The following is a 14,984-nucleotide window of genomic DNA, read 5'->3' as shown; positions in this document are numbered from 1 at the left end:
CCACACGCGCAAAACTTTAACGCCAAGTTTGCAGACGATCGAGAAAAGGTCGGGGGCAAATTGAGAGAGGATGATACAGGTGTGTTTTGAAATTACCCGATATCACTAGTGCAAACGCTTCTTCGCGGCGATATAGACAGCATGGTCATCACGACGACCGACACCAAGCACCAGAACTATCAGACGGTTATCAATCACTTCATACACCAGCCTCACCCCGCTGGCACGCAGCTTGATTTTGTAACAGTTCGGCATATTCCTAAGCCCGGCGGCCGGAACCTTTGGGGACAACAAACGGCACTTGAGCTTCTTTAGTAGCTGGATCTGGAGCACCTTATCCAGCTTTTCCAGCTCCTTTTTTGCTTCAATTTCGAACTCAAGGGTATAAGTCTTGATTGCATCTGCCTGCGACTCAGTTTTTCTCGGCAGTTGCGATGAGCTCATCAATTTCGACCTTGATTGTAGGATTGCCACGCCGCTCTTTGACCAACCTGGCCAATTCAGCGTCGTCGATCATCTCCAGCAACAGCTCGTAGCGCTCAGGGGAAAGAATATAAAACGCAGGTTCGTTACGATTGAGAATGACCATTGGGTCACCACCGCTTTCACGATAAGTACCCATGGGGTCTTTTTTCAGATCTGTTACTGACGCAGCGACTTTAGCGAGCATGGCGAATGTCATGATATGGCCTCATGCCTATGTATACGGAAAGACTCATCTGCTAAATCTGTAAGCTGCTGAGCCAACACAATCAAGCACTAAAAATAGCACTTTTAACAGCGCCATAAAAGACACTCCAACAAACGCTCACACTGAAAATCGGGACAATGAATAATGAACCTCGCCCCAGACCTCCCGGATACCCCAACCCTGCGTGAGCTGATGCAGTTGCTACATGAAGAAATCGGCTTGCCGGAACACAAGACCATCAGCCTCAAGACCGCGATCAATGCTGATTTGGGCTGCAATGGCGCGGATGCCCAGCATTTGATAGAAGCCCTGGAAGAACGTTTTGGCCTGGAACTGGCGGACTACGATGCCTATCGCTATTTCCAGCCCGCCGGCAATGACCCGCACCTCAAGCGCAAGGCCAAGGGTCGGGAAAGCAAAGTACCGCTGACCATCGGTATGCTCTACGCGGCGATCTGCAGCGGACAGTGGGATACCCAAGGCCTGGAGGCCTAGGCATGTGGGAGCAGGCTTGCTCGCGATGCAGACGCTGCGGTTTTGTCTGATTCACCGCCGCGATGCCATCGCGAGCAAGCCCGCTCCCACAGGATGTATACCCACAGAAAACTTCAGGCACAAAAAAGCCGCCTTTTCAGGCGGCTTTTTCGTGGATCAACACACTGACCGAATACTTACGCCTTCGGGCCGGCTGCCTTGATCGCGTCGCTGACGTCGAACTTCTTGAAGTTCTCTACGAACAGGCCAGCCAATGCTTTGGCAGCTTCGTCGTAGGCAGCTTTGTCAGCCCAGGTGTTGCGTGGGTTGAGCAGAACAGTCTCAACGCCCGGTACGGCTTTAGGCACGTCCAGGTTGATGATGTCCAGGTGCTCGGTTTCAGCGCCGATCAGAGCACCGCTCTGGATCGCAGCAATCACCGCACGGGTGGTCGGGATGTTGAAGCGCTTGCCAACGCCGTAGCCACCACCGGTCCAGCCGGTGTTAACCAGGTACACCTTGGAGCCGAAGCCACGGATGCGCTTGATCAGCAGCTCTGCGTATTCACCGGCCGGACGCGGGAAGAACGGTGCGCCAAAGCAGGTGGAAAAAGTCGACTTGATGCCGCTGCCCGAACCCATTTCAGTCGAGCCCACCAGTGCGGTGTAGCCAGACAGGAAGTGGTAGGCCGCTTGCTCTTCGCTGAGGATCGACACAGGTGGCAGTACGCCAGTCAGGTCGCAGGTCAGGAAGATCACAGCGTTTGGTTCGCCGCCCAGGTTCTTCTCGGAACACTTGGCAACGTGCTCCAGCGGGTAAGCGGCGCGGCTGTTCTGGGTCAGGCTGACATCGGCATAGTCAGGGTGACCGGCAGCGTCGAGCACAACGTTTTCCAGCACGGCGCCGTGCTTGATGGCTTTCCAGATAACCGGCTCGTTCTTCTCCGACAGGTCGATGCACTTGGCATAGCAACCGCCTTCGATGTTGAACACCACGCCTTCGCCCCAACCGTGTTCGTCGTCACCGATCAGGTAACGGCTTTCATCGGCGGACAGGGTGGTTTTACCGGTGCCGGACAGACCGAAGAACAGGGTCACGTCGCCTTCTTCGCCAATGTTGGCAGCGCAGTGCATCGGCAGTACGTCAGCAGCAGGCAGCAGGAAGTTCTGTACCGAGAACATGGCTTTTTTCATTTCACCGGCGTAACGCATGCCAGCGATCAGCACTTTTTTCTGGGCGAAGTTGATGATCACGCAACCGTCAGAGTTGGTGCCATCACGCTCAGGCACGCACTCGAAGTTGGCCACGTTAAGCACTTGCCACTCATCACGACCGGCAGGGTTGTACTTGGCCGGGTTGATGAACAGGCAACGACCGAACAGGTTCTGCCAGGCAGTCTGGGTGGTCATTTTCACGGCCAGGTAGTGGTCTTCGGAAGCACCTACATGCACGTGGGAAACGAAATGCTCTTGCGCGTTGTTGAACGCCTCGACGCGGTCCCACAGGGCATCGAACTTGTCGGCCGGGAACTTGCGGTTGATCGGGCCCCAGGCAATGGCAGCCTGAGTGGACGGTTCTTCAACAATGAAGCGGTCAGCCGGCGAACGGCCTGTACGGTGGCCAGTTTCGACAACCAGTGCGCCATTGTCGGCAAGCACGCCTTCACCACGGTTCAGGGCTTCTTTGACCAGATCGTCGATGCTCAGATCGGTGTACACGGCGTTATTAGCTTGCGTCATGAGGTTCCCCGTCGGCCATTGGCCGAGTGCGCCAAACGTTTTGTAGTAGAAAAGTTTGCACTACTACCGCGAAAAAAGTGGGCCGGATTATGCCAGAAAACCCCAAAAAGAGTAGGCCCCACCTGTCAGAACCGCGCAAGAACGGGCTTTGACAGGTGTTTTACCTGAGCTGAAACGTTTTAGTGATGAGTGCCTGAAGGGGATTCAACACCTGCGCCAGCGAACAATTGATCGACATCTGCTGCATCAAACAGGTAACGCTCGTTGCAGAACTGGCAATCGATTTCGATATGACCGCCATGCTCGGTCACCAGATTGAGCGCATCGGCATGACCCAGGCTGGTCAGGGCATTGCCCGAACGCTCACGGGAGCAACTGCACTTGAATTCAATGGCCTGATTATCAAACAGGCGCACGGTTTCTTCGTGATACAAACGGTGCAGGATGGTCTCGTTATCCAGCCCCAGCAGCTCTTCTGATTTGAGCGTATCGCCCAGCATCAGCAGGCGGTCCCAGCTGTCGACGCGCTCGTCTTCATCCTTGACCACATCGGCAGGCAACTGCTGCAGGAACATGCCCCGCGCACGCTGGCCATCAGCAACCAGCCAGAAGCGGGTCGGCACTTGCTCGGACATCACGAAGTAATTGGTGAAGCAGTCAGCCAGGGTTTCGCCGTTCAGGTCCACGATGCCCTGGTAGCGCTTGCCGACCACCGGATCGATGGTAATGGCCAGTACGCCGTTGGGCAGCAGGTCAGCCAGCGTGGCATCGGCAGCAATCTGGTCGGCGTCAAAACGGGCCAGGCCGCGTATTTCCCGGTCGCTGGTGCATTCGATCATCAGCAGCGGCACCGGGCCTTCGGAACGGGCCTGCAGGCTCAGCAAGCCATCGATTTTCTGGTTGCCCACCAGCAACGCAGCCGCAGCCATCAGCTCGCCCAGCAATTGCTGGACCGGCTGTGGATAAGCGTGCTTGGCCAACACGTCAGCGTAGCTGTGCTCCAACGAGGCCAGTTCGCCGCGGGCGTCGCTGGTATCGAACATAAAGCGTTGTGTGGCATCGGTTTTGTGTAAGTCGGACATAAGAATAGAGTTCTGAATTGGTGACAAAATGTGTAAGCGCCATTAAATATCGTGCAGGTCTGATGACCCTATATGGCGCCATACCTGAATGATTACAAGCTATGCAGCCACGGACTCGACGTACGGCTTGCGGGCCCTGGCCAGCTCACTCGCCCGCACTGGCGTCATGAAACTGATGCAGTTGGCGCCGCTGCTTCTTGGTCGGTTTGCCATCAGTCGTGATGCCCATGGCCCCGGATTTGCGCATGGCAGCCGCGTTTTCGCGCTTGGCGATGCTTTGTTCGGTTTCGGCGTACAGCAATTGGGCTTCAGGGGCGCCACGGCGGACCACAGACAGCGCTTTGACTTCGACAGTGCGCTCTTCAAGGCCAACACGAATTTGCAGTTCATCGCCCAGGCGAGGTTCTTTGCTCGGCTTGCAGCGCTCACCCCGGCAATGCACCTTGCCGCTTTCAATCGCGGCCTTGGCCAGTGCCCGGGTCTTGTAAAAACGCGCCGCCCAGAGCCACTTATCCAGGCGAACCTTGTCGTCCTCTTCCTGCTTTTGCGCCACTGGAATTCCTCTTCACTTGAATAGTCAGAACTGTACTACTACTTGCAATGAACAACTGAAGCATTCGTCCCGATAGAATGCCTGCCTGCCGAGTAGCGGACACGCAGATAACTGTCGCCATTTGCTGGATATTCTGCGTGAATGCTCTTTGTACATTGCCAAATCGGCATCGCCGATTGCTTTACCTGCAGGGTTTCTCCTGCGGCCTGAATACGTTAATCGCTGGTTACTTATATTGAAGACTTTTGATCACTTGACCGTTGTCGGTCTGCGCGAGTGGGTGGCGCTTCCCGATTTGGGAGTCGCCGGCCTGCGCGCGAAAATCGACACCGGTGCCAGTACTTCCAGCCTGCACGCTACCGAAATCGAGCCTTTTGTGCGCGACGGTGTCGAGTGGGTACGTTTCAATGCCCACCTGGGCACCCTGGTACAACTGCGTCACCGTCACTGTGAAGCGCCTTTGGTGGCAATTAAAACCATTAAAAGCTCCAATGGCCACACCCAGGTTCGCTATGTGATCCGCACCGGCCTGGCGCTGGGTGATAGGGTCTGGCCGGTCGAGTTCACCCTCGCCTGCCGCAAATCGATGCGTTATCGCTTGTTGCTGGGCTCAAAAGCGTTGATCGACGGCCAATTGGTCGTCAACCCTGCACTAAAATATGTACAAGACAAGCCGGAATTCCCGGTCACTACTACCTCTGCCACAGGTGTTGCATGAAGATCGCTGTGCTGTCGCGTAACCCGCGTCTGTATTCCACTCGTCGTCTGGTTGAAGCCGGTACCGAACGAGGCCATGAGATGGTAGTGATCGATACCCTGCGCGCCTATATGAACATAGCCAGTCATAAGCCGCAGATTCACTATCGCGGCAAGCCGCTGGAAGGCTTTGATGCGGTGATCCCGCGCATTGGCGCGTCAGTCACGTTCTATGGCTGCGCGGTGCTGCGCCAGTTTGAAATGATGGGCGTGTTTCCGCTCAACGAATCGGTGGCAATTGCTCGCTCGCGGGACAAATTACGTTCGTTGCAGCTGTTGTCCCGGCGTGGCCTGGGTTTGCCGGTAACCGGTTTTGCCCACTCGCCGGATGACATTCCCGACCTCATCGAAATGGTCAACGGCGCCCCGCTGGTCATCAAGGTGCTGGAAGGCACCCAGGGCATCGGCGTGGTGCTGTGTGAAACCGCTACCGCCGCCGAGTCGGTGATTGAGGCCTTTATGGGCCTCAAGCAAAACATCATGGTGCAGGAATACATCAAGGAGGCCGGGGGTGCCGATATTCGCTGCTTCGTGGTCGGTGACAAGGTGATCGCGGCCATGAAACGCCAGGCCAAACCTGGAGAGTTCCGCTCCAACCTTCACCGGGGCGGCAGCGCCAGCCTGATCAAGATCACCCCCGAAGAGCGCATGACCGCCATTCGTGCGGCCAAGGTCATGGGGCTGAGTGTGGCGGGTGTCGATATCCTGCGCTCCAACCACGGCCCGCTGGTGCTGGAGGTCAACTCATCGCCAGGCCTGGAAGGCATTGAAACCACCACCGGCAAGGATGTGGCCGGGATTATCATCCAGCACCTGGAAAAAAACAGCAGCCCGCATATGACCCGGACCAAGGGCAAAGGCTGACAGCGCATCAACCTTTGGGTGAGCAGACTTGTTGTGGGAGCGGGCAAGCCCGCTCCCACAGGGTCAAAGCTATACCGCCCCTCTTGGCAACATAAGCCCCAGCGGCAAACGTACACGGGCTTCAAGCCCTCCGCCGCTGCGGTTACGCAGCTCGACATTGCCACCATGCATGGAGGCAATCCGCTTGACGATCGCCAGCCCCAGCCCCGTACCTTTACCGCCACGGGCACGGTCACCGCGGATAAACGGGTTGAAGATATCTTCCAGCTCCGCAGGATCAATCCCTGCCCCCCGGTCCATCACACTCAGCACCACATACGGCGCGCTGACATCACCCGATACGTAAGCCGCAACCTCCACGTCTTCGCCAGCATGGTGCAAGGCATTGCCGATCAGGTTGTTGAGCAAACGCTTCATCGATACCCGACGTAGCGCAAACGGCTGAATCGGCTGCAGACGCAGGCGCACCTGCTCTCCGTTCTGGTTATAGGGTGCCACCACTTCACGGATCAATTCACACAGATCAACCTCTTCAACCGGCTCGTCACGGCCGTCACGGATAAAGGCCAGGAACTGGTCGAGAATCGCGTCCATGTCCTCAATATCACGCACCATGTCGTCGGTCAGGTCGTTGTGGTTGCCCATCAGCTCCAGAGACAGACGCAAGCGGGTCAGCGGGGTGCGCAGGTCATGGGACACGCCTGCAAGCATCAGTTCTCGCTCGCGGCCCGCCTGTTCGACGTCTTCAGCCATCTGATTGAAGGCGCTGTACACCTCCGTCATTTCGCTGGGCGTGTCGCCGACAGGCAAGCGCACGCTGCGCCCCTGCCCCAACTGGCGAGCTGCATACACCAGACGCTTGAGGGGCTGATTGAGCTGGCTGACGAAAATCCACGCCGAAGCAGTGGACAACAAGCCGATGGCTAAAAACCAACCCAGTACATTCCAGATTTTTTGCCCACGCAGAGGATGCGGATATAAAGGCACTTTCAACCAGCCATCCCCCAGGCTCGGGGCACGCACCCACAGCGCAGGGGATGTGTGCATACGCAAGCGCACCTCTGTATCGGGGCCAAGCTCGGCCTGCATCTGACGCTGATAAATCTCGCTGTAAGGCCAGTGCTGTTCACCCTCGGGTACACCTCCGCCCACGACGCGAACCAAATCAACGGCATCGATGATCTTGTTGCGGTTTTCCTCATCGGCGGCCCAATAGGCACGCAGGGTCAGCGCCACGCCGTGGCTGTACTGGCGGTCAACCAGCACGTCCTCGTTCATAAGCAGATAAACCAGCGTCAGGGCCTTGGAAAACAGCACAACAATCAGGACAAGCCAGAGTGTGCGCGAGAAGAAACTTTGGGGGAACCAGACAGGGGTTTTCATAGACAGCCGCTTTTATACTTTGCAGGAGCGAGCCCCGAGGCCCGAAAAAAAGATAAATCGCGAGCCACACGGTACCAGACAGCACCAGTGCGACTCGCTCCTACAAATGATCTGTCATTTGGTTGCGTTGCCATCCGGCACGAACACATAACCCACGCCCCAGACGGTCTGGATATAGCGGGGCTTGGACGGGTCCGGCTCGATCATGCGGCGCAAACGGGAAATCTGGACATCGATTGAACGCTCCAGCGCATCCCACTCACGACCACGGGCCAGGTTCATCAGCTTGTCGCGGGTCAACGGCTCGCGGGCATGCATGACCAGGGCTTTAAGTACCGCAAACTCACCCGTGGTGAGCATGTGAACTTCGTCGCCACGTTTGAGTTCGCGGGTTGCCAGGGACAACTCGTAATCACCGAATGTCACGCTTTCGTCTTCGCTGCCCGGCGCACCCGGCACCGGCGGCGCCTGACGACGCAATACCGCACGCACACGGGCCATCAGCTCATCGGGGTTGAAAGGCTTGGCCAGATAATCGTCGGCACCCAGTTCCAGGCCCTTGATACGGCTAAGTTCATCACCTTTGGCTGTCAGCATGATGATCGGCACGCGATTGCCCGCTGCACGCAAACGGCGACAGGCTGACAGGCCGTCTTCGCCGGGCAGCATCAGATCCAGCACCACAAGGTGGTACATTTCGCGGGCCAGCCGACGATCCATGTCCGCTGCATTGGTCACGGAAGTGGCGCGATAACCCTTGCTGGAAAAGAAACGTACCAGCAAGTTGCTCAGCCCAGGATCATCATCAACGATAAGGATTTTTTCGCCTTCAGACGTTTGTGCAGTGCTGCTCATTAGGATGCTCCTGTGATCTCGGCGCGCATTATGGCTCAGCCGCTGCGATACGCATTGTGTGCATTGTTAGCAGATTTTTCTTCCTTAAACATTAGACCAGGTAATGAGACCACCGCGCGCAATCCCCTGAATCCGGGAACGCTGGTTATAATGCGCGGCCTTTTGTGTCGGGCAATCTCGAACTTTCAATGGTTGTGCCAGTATTTATTTTTTCAACATCTGGCGTAATCAGCTGACTTCACGGGTCAACAGGCTGCCCTTTTGGCCCAGGCAGCGGCCCCTTCCGGGCTGCTCAACCAGCCTCGCAAGCCTTCAAGCCCGGGCCTGCGAGCCTGCATCACATTTTGTCAGGTGGTTTTATGGACAGCATCAACAGCCGCATCGCCGAAGAACTCGGCGTGCGCCCGCAGCAGGTCGAAGCGGCCGTCGCTCTTCTGGATGAGGGCTCCACCGTACCCTTCATCTCTCGGTATCGTAAGGAAGTGACCGGCAGCCTGGATGACACCCAGTTGCGTCACCTCGAAGAGCGCCTGCGCTACCTGCGCGAACTCGACGAGCGGCGCGTCAGCATCCTCGCCAGCATCGAAGAGCAAGGCAAGTTGACCCCCGAACTGGCCCGCGACATCAAACTCGCCGACACCAAGACCCGCCTTGAAGACTTGTACCTGCCGTACAAGCAAAAGCGCCGCACCAAGGGCCAGATCGCCCTGGAAGCCGGCCTCGGCGAGCTGGCAGACGGCCTGTTCAACGACCCGACACTCACGCCAGATGCCGAAGCTGCCCGTTTTGTCGACACCGAAAAAGGTGTGGCTGACGTCAAGGCAGCCCTTGATGGCGCCAAGTACATCCTCATGGAGCGCTTCGCCGAAGACGCCAGCCTGCTGGACAAGCTGCGCAGCTTCCTCAAACAGGAAGCCATCCTCAGCGCCCGCGTAATTGCCGGCAAGGAAGAGGAAGGCGCCAAGTTCCGCGATTACTTCGAGCACGATGAACCGCTCAAAAGCATGCCATCGCACCGCGCACTGGCGATTTTCCGCGGTCGCAACGAAGGCATTCTGAGCTCGTCGCTCAAAGTCGGTGAAGAATTGCCCGGCACGATGCACCCCGGCGAAATGATGATTGCCCAGCGCTTCGGTCTGGAAAATCAAAACCGCCCGGCTGATAAATGGTTGAGCGAAGTGGTGCGCTGGACCTGGAAGGTCAAGCTCTACACCCACCTCGAAACCGACCTGCTGGGTGAATTGCGCGACGCCGCTGAAACCGAAGCCATCAATGTATTCGCCCACAACCTGCACGACCTGCTGCTGGCCGCGCCGGCTGGCCCGCGCGCCACCCTGGGCCTGGACCCGGGCCTGCGCACCGGTTGCAAGATTGCCGTGGTCGATGCCACCGGCAAGCTGCTGGAGTACGCCACCGTGTACCCGCACGTGCCGCACAACAAGTGGGACCAGACCATTTCGGTCATGGCCGCCCTGTGTGCCAAGCATTCGGTCGATCTGATTGCCATTGGCAACGGCACTGCCAGCCGCGAAAGCGACAAGCTGGTGATCGATCTGATGAAAAAATACCCGGCCCTGAAAGTCACCAAAGTGATGGTGTCCGAGGCCGGTGCTTCGGTGTACTCGGCATCGGAACTGGCAGCCAAGGAATTCCCGGATCTGGACGTTTCGATCCGTGGCGCCGTATCGATCGCCCGCCGCCTGCAAGACCCGCTGGCCGAACTGGTGAAAATCGACCCTAAATCCATCGGTGTCGGCCAGTACCAGCACGACGTGTCCCAGCTCAAGCTGGCACGCGGCCTGGACGCTGTGGTTGAAGACTGCGTGAACGCCGTGGGCGTGGACGTGAACACGGCTTCGGTAGCACTGCTCGCGCGAATTTCGGGCCTCAATGCCACACTGGCGCAAAATATCGTGGCTCACCGCGACGAAAACGGTGCATTCAAAACCCGTGCAGCGCTGAAAAAAGTCAGCCGTCTGGGCGAAAAAACCTTCGAGCAGGCGGCAGGTTTCTTGCGCGTGATGAATGGCGACAATCCGCTGGACAGCTCGGCGGTTCACCCCGAAGCCTACCCGCTGGTCAAACGCATCGCTACGGACACCGAGCGGGACATCCGCTCGCTGATCGGCGACGCCGGGTTCCTCAAGCGTCTTGATCCGAAGAAATTCACCGACGAGACCTTCGGCCTGCCGACGGTGACCGATATTCTCCAGGAGCTGGAGAAACCAGGCCGCGACCCGCGCCCGGAGTTCAAGACCGCCGAGTTTCAGGAAGGTGTCGAAGACCTCAAGGACCTGCAACTGGGAATGATCCTGGAAGGCGTGGTGACCAACGTGACCAACTTCGGGGCTTTCGTCGATATCGGCGTGCACCAGGACGGTCTGGTGCATATCTCGGCCTTGTCCGAGAAATTCATCAAAGACCCGCGCGAAGCCGTGAAAGCCGGTGATGTGGTGAAGGTCAAGGTCATGGAAGTCGACATCCCGCGCAAACGCGTAGGCCTGTCGATGCGCATGAGCGACACCCCGGGCGAGAAAATCGACGGTGCTCGCGGCGCACGTCCGGGCTCGGCACCGCGCCAGCAAAGCTCGGCACCGCGCAAGGAGAGCGTTGCCGCCGCACCGACCAATAACGCCATGGCCTCGTTGTTCGCCAACGCCAAACAGTTGAAGAAACGCTGATGGCCCTCCCGGACGGCCTGACCCAGAGCGCCTTCAGCCAGTTGCTCGGCTGCCGCGTGCAATCGCTGGAAGACGGTGTGGCGCATGTTGCGCTGAGCCTGGAGCCGCAATTGCGCAACCGGGCAGGCAAGTTGCACGGTGGTGTGTTGTTCAGCCTGGTGGACATCAGCATGGGCCTGGCCTGTTCCAGCACCCATGGCTTCGATCAGCAGAGCGCGACCATTGAGTGCAAAATCAACTACATCCGCGCGGTGGCTGAAGGCGAAGTGCTATGTATCGCCAAGGTCATCCACCCCGGGCGACGCACGCTGGTCGTCGAAGCGGATGTGCTGCAGGGCGACAAGCTGGTCGCAAAAGCACAAGGCACGTTCGCTGTCCTGTAGCGGCCAACGGCTGATTTGAGTTAATTTCGGCACTGCCAATGCAGTGCCGAAATGCGCTTGGAGCGCCGCGGCGCCGAATCAGGGACGGAACTGAGCGATGCCAACAAAACCAGGCGACCACGCCAGTTTCAACTTCACCCTTGTAGACCGTCCTGACCACCCCCATATTGGGGCGACTGACGCGTGAAGGAATCCAACTTGAGCCAACTTCTCAACCGCCGCCTGGCTCTGCTCAGCGAGCGCGCCAACCTCTCTCTTCTGGAGCAGTGCCTGCACGGCATCGAGCGCGAATGCCTGCGCGTCACGGCCGATGCTCGCCTGGCGCAAACCCCGCACCCGGAAGAACTGGGCTCGGCCCTGACCAACGATCAAATCACCACCGACTATTCCGAGTCGCTGCTGGAGTTCATCACCCCGGCCCTGCCTGATCCGGCGCAGACGCTGGCCAGCCTCGACAAGATCCACCGCTTTGCCTACAGCAAGCTCGGTAACGAGTTCCTGTGGAGCCCTTCGATGCCGTGCCCGTTGCCGGCCGAAGAAGATATTCCGATTGCCTACTACGGCACGTCCAATATCGGACAGCTCAAGTACGTTTACCGCAAGGGCCTGGCCCTGCGCTACGGCAAGACCATGCAGTGCATTGCCGGCATCCACTACAACTTCTCCCTGCCAGAGGCCCTGTGGCCAGTGCTGATGCAGGCAGAGGGTTTTGTCGGCACCGAGCGCGATTATCAGTCCGACGCCTATATCGCCCTGATTCGTAACTTCCGTCGCTACAGCTGGCTGCTGATGTACCTCTTCGGTGCTTCGCCTGCGCTGGATGCGGGCTTTTTGCGCGGTCGTTCGCACCAGTTGGAGCAACTGGACGCCGACACGCTCTACCTGCCCTATGCCACCAGCCTGCGCATGAGCGACCTGGGCTATCAGAGCAACGCCCAGGCAGGCCTGACGCCGTGCTACAACAACCTCGACAGCTACACCGACAGCCTGCGCAAGGCAGTGGCCACACCTTATCCGCCGTATGTAGAAATCGGTACGCACAAGGATGGCGAGTGGGTGCAGTTGAACACCAACATCCTGCAGATCGAAAACGAGTACTACTCCAACATTCGCCCCAAGCGCGTGACCTACACCGGCGAGCGGCCGATCCAGGCCCTGGTGTCCCGTGGCGTGCAGTACGTTGAAGTGCGCCTGCTGGATATCAACCCGTTTCTGCCGGTGGGCATCGATTTGCCTGAAGCGCGTTTTCTGGACGCCTTCCTGCTGTATTGCGCGCTGCAAGACAGCCCGCAGTTCGACAGCGCAGGCTGTGGCAGCTGCTCTTCCAACTTCCTTAGCGTAGTCAAGGAAGGTCGCCGTCCGGGCCTGCAATTGCAGCGTGATGGCGCAGCCGTTGACATGAAGGAATGGGCTACCGAGCTGCTGGAAAAAATCGCGCCGCTGGCCGCCTTGCTCGACCAGAGCCAGGGTGGCGATAACCACAGCAAGGCAGTCGACGAACAGCTGGCGAAGATCAAGGACGTGTCGCTGACGCCGTCTGCCAAAGTGCTGGCCAGCATGGCCGAGCACAAGGAGAGCTTCGCTCAGTTCTCGATGCGCCAGAGCCTGGCCCATGCCGAGTTCTTCCGCAGTGAACCGTTGAGTGCTGAAGATCAGGCTGCGTTTGAAGAGAAAGCGCGCAAGTCACTGCTCGAGCAGGCCGAGACCGAACAAACGGAAGAAGGCGACTTCGACCTGTTTGTGGCTTCGTACCAGGCGAGTATTTTGGCGATCAGTAACTGACAGACTCGGGCGCTGGTTAACCAGCGCCCGTGAAGCGCTCATCACCTTGGCTTTTCCAAGTAAAGGCAAAATGGAAGATAGAGCACGCTCACCTGAAAACATTGCGAGCCTGTAATCAAATCAAGAGCTACAGGTAGACACTCTCTCAGCCGTCATAATGAAGCGAATGCATGCAAGACGATAATACGCAGCGGGTTCGTTTCCATGCTCAGAAGCTTGATAGCCAAGGCGCAGCACACCACGATCAACATAGGTTTTATTAGCCTCGGGCCGACCTTGACTGCCGCCCGGGCACCTAGTTGTGCGCCAATAAACGCGGCTAATGCCATGGCTATTGCAAGGGGCCATACAACCACTCCTTTGGTCATGAATATTGCGAGAGCCCCTAAATTGCATGAGGCATTAGCGAGCTTAGTGAAACTCATGGCTCGCATCATGCCCAAGCCGCACAAAAGAATAAAACCAACAATAAAAAACGAACCAACACCCGGACCAAAAACACCGTCATAAAAACCCAAAACAGGGGCAACGGTAAAAGAAAAAACTAGAAGACTGATCCTTTTACGGCTGTCGCCGACTGCAAGCTTTGGCGAAAAAGCAAAATAGACAGCAACTAAAATCAACATCACAGGAACACAAACTTCCAGATACCGTTTATCGACAGAGCTTACCAGTAGCGCTCCGCTGGCTCCGCCCACAAAACAGCAGGCAGCCAACCAACGACTTTGTCTCCACTCAATCATGCCCTTGCGGGCAAAGGTAATAGTTGCAGACACCGTCGCGGAAGCCGCCTGAAACTTATTTGTAGCTATCGCGCTGATAGGCTCAAGACCCGCCAAAAACAAAGCGGGCAAAGTTATCAACCCACCACCACCCGCAATAGCGTCAAAAAAACCTGCACAAAAAGCCACGACAGCCAACATGCCAATGATATCGAAAGACATTGCATCCCCTCGTAGAAAGCGTTAACTAGACAGCAGGATAATAGGCAACACAACACCCGGAAGCATCTGGCAAACCGCGGTACGTGCTGGCCGCAGCTCCATCAGCCAGTTCAACAGTCAGCCCCTAAGGAAACTCTGAAAAAGACTTCCATCTCTGGTGAAATACACGCCTCACACGAACTGAACGGCTGAGCCCCGATGAAACAGATGTCCTTCGCCGATGCCGAGTACGCCGGCAAACGTAAGCAGACCCGCCGCGAGCGTTTCCTGATCGAGATGGATCAGGTCGTGCCCTGGAAGGGTTTGATTGCCTTGATCGAGCCGCATTATCCGAAGGGCGACGGTGGTCGTCCGGCGTATCCGTTGATGGCCATGCTGCGGGTTCATCTGATGCAGAACTGGTTCGGCTACAGCGATCCGGCGATGGAAGAAGCACTTTACGAGACGACGATTTTGCGCCAGTTTTCGGGGCTGCATCTGGATCGGATTCCTGACGAAACCACGATCCTTAACTTCCGACGTCTGTTGGAAAAACATGAGTTGGCCGGCGGGATTTTGCAGGTCATCAACGGCTATCTGGGCGACCGTGGTTTGATGCTGCGCCAAGGTACGGTGGTCGATGCGACGATCATTCATGCGCCAAGTTCGACCAAGAACAAGGACGGTAAGCGCGATCCCGAAATGCACCAGACGAAGAAAGGAAATCAGTATTTCTTCGGGAGTGCGACCTGAAAGTCGCATGGGTTTCTGTTCCGCAGGTTAACGCCCGACGGAACCGATTGTTCCACCACTCGTTC

14 protein-coding genes and 1 pseudogene are annotated in these 14,984 nt (G+C 57.4%); 7 read left to right on the top strand and 8 right to left on the bottom strand.

Translation table 11 applies throughout. The annotated features are described in order from the left end of the window. Positions 1-105: 105 nt before the first annotated feature. Together GHN92_RS16865 and GHN92_RS16860 are read right to left on the bottom strand one after the other, a co-directional pair. On the bottom strand, positions 106-444 hold the full coding sequence (locus tag GHN92_RS16865; RefSeq protein WP_095017743.1) for a type II toxin-antitoxin system RelE/ParE family toxin: 339 nt from the start codon (positions 442-444) through the stop codon (positions 106-108). Further along, positions 413-682: a type II toxin-antitoxin system Phd/YefM family antitoxin gene (locus GHN92_RS16860; protein WP_169916159.1), complete on the bottom strand. Its 270-nt coding sequence runs from the start codon at positions 680-682 to the stop codon at positions 413-415. Before GHN92_RS16860 ends, GHN92_RS16865 begins: the two co-directional genes overlap by 32 nt. Positions 683-835: 153 nt before the next feature. Between GHN92_RS16860 and GHN92_RS16855 the strand changes: the two genes are divergently transcribed. Continuing rightward, positions 836-1,186 (top strand): DUF1493 family protein, encoded by a 351-nt coding sequence (locus tag GHN92_RS16855; RefSeq protein ID WP_095000811.1) that lies wholly within the window; start codon positions 836-838, stop codon positions 1,184-1,186. Positions 1,187-1,362: 176 nt separating this feature from the next. Here GHN92_RS16855 and GHN92_RS16850 read toward each other — a convergent pair whose 3' ends face one another. The 3 genes from GHN92_RS16850 to GHN92_RS16840 form a co-directional block, all read right to left on the bottom strand. After that, entirely contained in the window at positions 1,363-2,904 is a 1,542-nt protein-coding gene (locus tag GHN92_RS16850) for a phosphoenolpyruvate carboxykinase (protein WP_153380625.1), read from the bottom strand. 179 nt (positions 2,905-3,083) lie between these two features. Then, positions 3,084-3,986 carry an Hsp33 family molecular chaperone HslO gene (hslO, locus tag GHN92_RS16845; RefSeq protein ID WP_095000809.1) on the bottom strand — a complete coding sequence of 301 codons (903 nt, stop codon included), beginning with the start codon at positions 3,984-3,986 and terminating at the stop codon, positions 3,084-3,086. A 145-nt stretch (positions 3,987-4,131) separates the two neighbouring features. Further along, entirely contained in the window at positions 4,132-4,539 is a 408-nt protein-coding gene (locus tag GHN92_RS16840) for a S4 domain-containing protein (RefSeq protein ID WP_178102637.1), read from the bottom strand. A gap of 268 nt (positions 4,540-4,807) precedes the next feature. Between GHN92_RS16840 and GHN92_RS16835 the strand changes: the two genes are divergently transcribed. Together GHN92_RS16835 and rimK are read left to right on the top strand one after the other, a co-directional pair. Beyond that, positions 4,808-5,257: an ATP-dependent zinc protease gene (locus GHN92_RS16835; RefSeq protein WP_169916200.1), complete on the top strand. Its 450-nt coding sequence runs from the start codon at positions 4,808-4,810 to the stop codon at positions 5,255-5,257. Further along, positions 5,254-6,159 (top strand): 30S ribosomal protein S6--L-glutamate ligase, encoded by a 906-nt coding sequence (gene rimK, locus GHN92_RS16830; protein WP_016783140.1) that lies wholly within the window; start codon positions 5,254-5,256, stop codon positions 6,157-6,159. The genes GHN92_RS16835 and rimK overlap by 4 nt, the downstream gene beginning before the upstream one ends. A gap of 69 nt (positions 6,160-6,228) precedes the next feature. On the opposite strand, the gene GHN92_RS16825 is transcribed toward rimK, so the two are convergent. Both GHN92_RS16825 and ompR read right to left on the bottom strand, forming a co-directional pair. Continuing rightward, complete coding sequence (locus GHN92_RS16825; RefSeq protein ID WP_016783139.1) at positions 6,229-7,542, bottom strand: ATP-binding protein; 1,314 nt, start codon at positions 7,540-7,542, stop codon at positions 6,229-6,231. A gap of 114 nt (positions 7,543-7,656) precedes the next feature. Further along, positions 7,657-8,397 carry a two-component system response regulator OmpR gene (gene ompR / locus GHN92_RS16820; protein WP_095000806.1) on the bottom strand — a complete coding sequence of 247 codons (741 nt, stop codon included), beginning with the start codon at positions 8,395-8,397 and terminating at the stop codon, positions 7,657-7,659. A gap of 359 nt (positions 8,398-8,756) precedes the next feature. On the opposite strand from ompR, the gene GHN92_RS16815 reads away from it, so the two are divergent. The 3 genes from GHN92_RS16815 (at position 8,757) to gshA (ending at position 13,243) form a co-directional block, all read left to right on the top strand. Next, positions 8,757-11,078, top strand: a complete 2,322-nt coding sequence (locus GHN92_RS16815) for a Tex family protein (protein WP_095026355.1) — start codon at positions 8,757-8,759, stop codon at positions 11,076-11,078. After that, positions 11,078-11,461, top strand: coding sequence for a PaaI family thioesterase (locus tag GHN92_RS16810; protein WP_095000804.1), 384 nt, complete (start codon positions 11,078-11,080; stop codon positions 11,459-11,461). Before GHN92_RS16815 ends, GHN92_RS16810 begins: the two co-directional genes overlap by 1 nt. 198 nt (positions 11,462-11,659) lie before the next feature. Further along, a complete protein-coding gene (gene gshA, locus GHN92_RS16805) occupies positions 11,660-13,243 on the top strand; it encodes a glutamate--cysteine ligase (RefSeq protein WP_095000803.1) in 1,584 nt (527 codons plus the stop codon). Between the two features lie 152 nt (positions 13,244-13,395). On the opposite strand, the gene GHN92_RS16800 is transcribed toward gshA, so the two are convergent. After that, positions 13,396-14,187, bottom strand: coding sequence for a TSUP family transporter (locus GHN92_RS16800; protein ID WP_153380623.1), 792 nt, complete (start codon positions 14,185-14,187; stop codon positions 13,396-13,398). Positions 14,188-14,385: 198 nt separating this feature from the next. Here GHN92_RS16800 and GHN92_RS16795 point away from each other — a divergent pair. Further along, a pseudogene (locus GHN92_RS16795) lies at positions 14,386-14,907 on the top strand (IS5 family transposase); the annotation flags it as partial. Between the last annotated feature and the right edge of the window lie 77 nt (positions 14,908-14,984).

Source organism: Pseudomonas sp. FSL R10-2964 (genome assembly GCF_009600035.1).
Classification (GTDB): domain Bacteria; phylum Pseudomonadota; class Gammaproteobacteria; order Pseudomonadales; family Pseudomonadaceae; genus Aquipseudomonas; species Aquipseudomonas bubulae.
Note: the sequence above shows the minus strand (reverse complement) of the source record. Positions and strands in the feature narration are given on the sequence as shown.

What these genes read in the sequence shown, in the direction of transcription:
- GHN92_RS16865 (WP_095017743.1), bottom strand. Translation starts at nt 444, where the DNA reads ATGAGCTCATCGCAACTGCCGAGAAAAACTGAGTCGCAGGCAGATGCA.
- GHN92_RS16860 (WP_169916159.1), bottom strand. Translation starts at nt 682, where the DNA reads ATGACATTCGCCATGCTCGCTAAAGTCGCTGCGTCAGTAACAGATCTG.
- GHN92_RS16855 (WP_095000811.1), top strand. Translation starts at nt 836, where the DNA reads ATGAACCTCGCCCCAGACCTCCCGGATACCCCAACCCTGCGTGAGCTG.
- GHN92_RS16850 (WP_153380625.1), bottom strand. Translation starts at nt 2,904, where the DNA reads ATGACGCAAGCTAATAACGCCGTGTACACCGATCTGAGCATCGACGAT.
- hslO (WP_095000809.1), bottom strand. Translation starts at nt 3,986, where the DNA reads ATGTCCGACTTACACAAAACCGATGCCACACAACGCTTTATGTTCGAT.
- rimK (WP_016783140.1), top strand. Translation starts at nt 5,254, where the DNA reads ATGAAGATCGCTGTGCTGTCGCGTAACCCGCGTCTGTATTCCACTCGT.
- GHN92_RS16825 (WP_016783139.1), bottom strand. Translation starts at nt 7,542, where the DNA reads ATGAAAACCCCTGTCTGGTTCCCCCAAAGTTTCTTCTCGCGCACACTC.
- ompR (WP_095000806.1), bottom strand. Translation starts at nt 8,397, where the DNA reads ATGAGCAGCACTGCACAAACGTCTGAAGGCGAAAAAATCCTTATCGTT.
- GHN92_RS16815 (WP_095026355.1), top strand. Translation starts at nt 8,757, where the DNA reads ATGGACAGCATCAACAGCCGCATCGCCGAAGAACTCGGCGTGCGCCCG.
- GHN92_RS16810 (WP_095000804.1), top strand. Translation starts at nt 11,078, where the DNA reads ATGGCCCTCCCGGACGGCCTGACCCAGAGCGCCTTCAGCCAGTTGCTC.
- GHN92_RS16800 (WP_153380623.1), bottom strand. Translation starts at nt 14,187, where the DNA reads ATGTCTTTCGATATCATTGGCATGTTGGCTGTCGTGGCTTTTTGTGCA.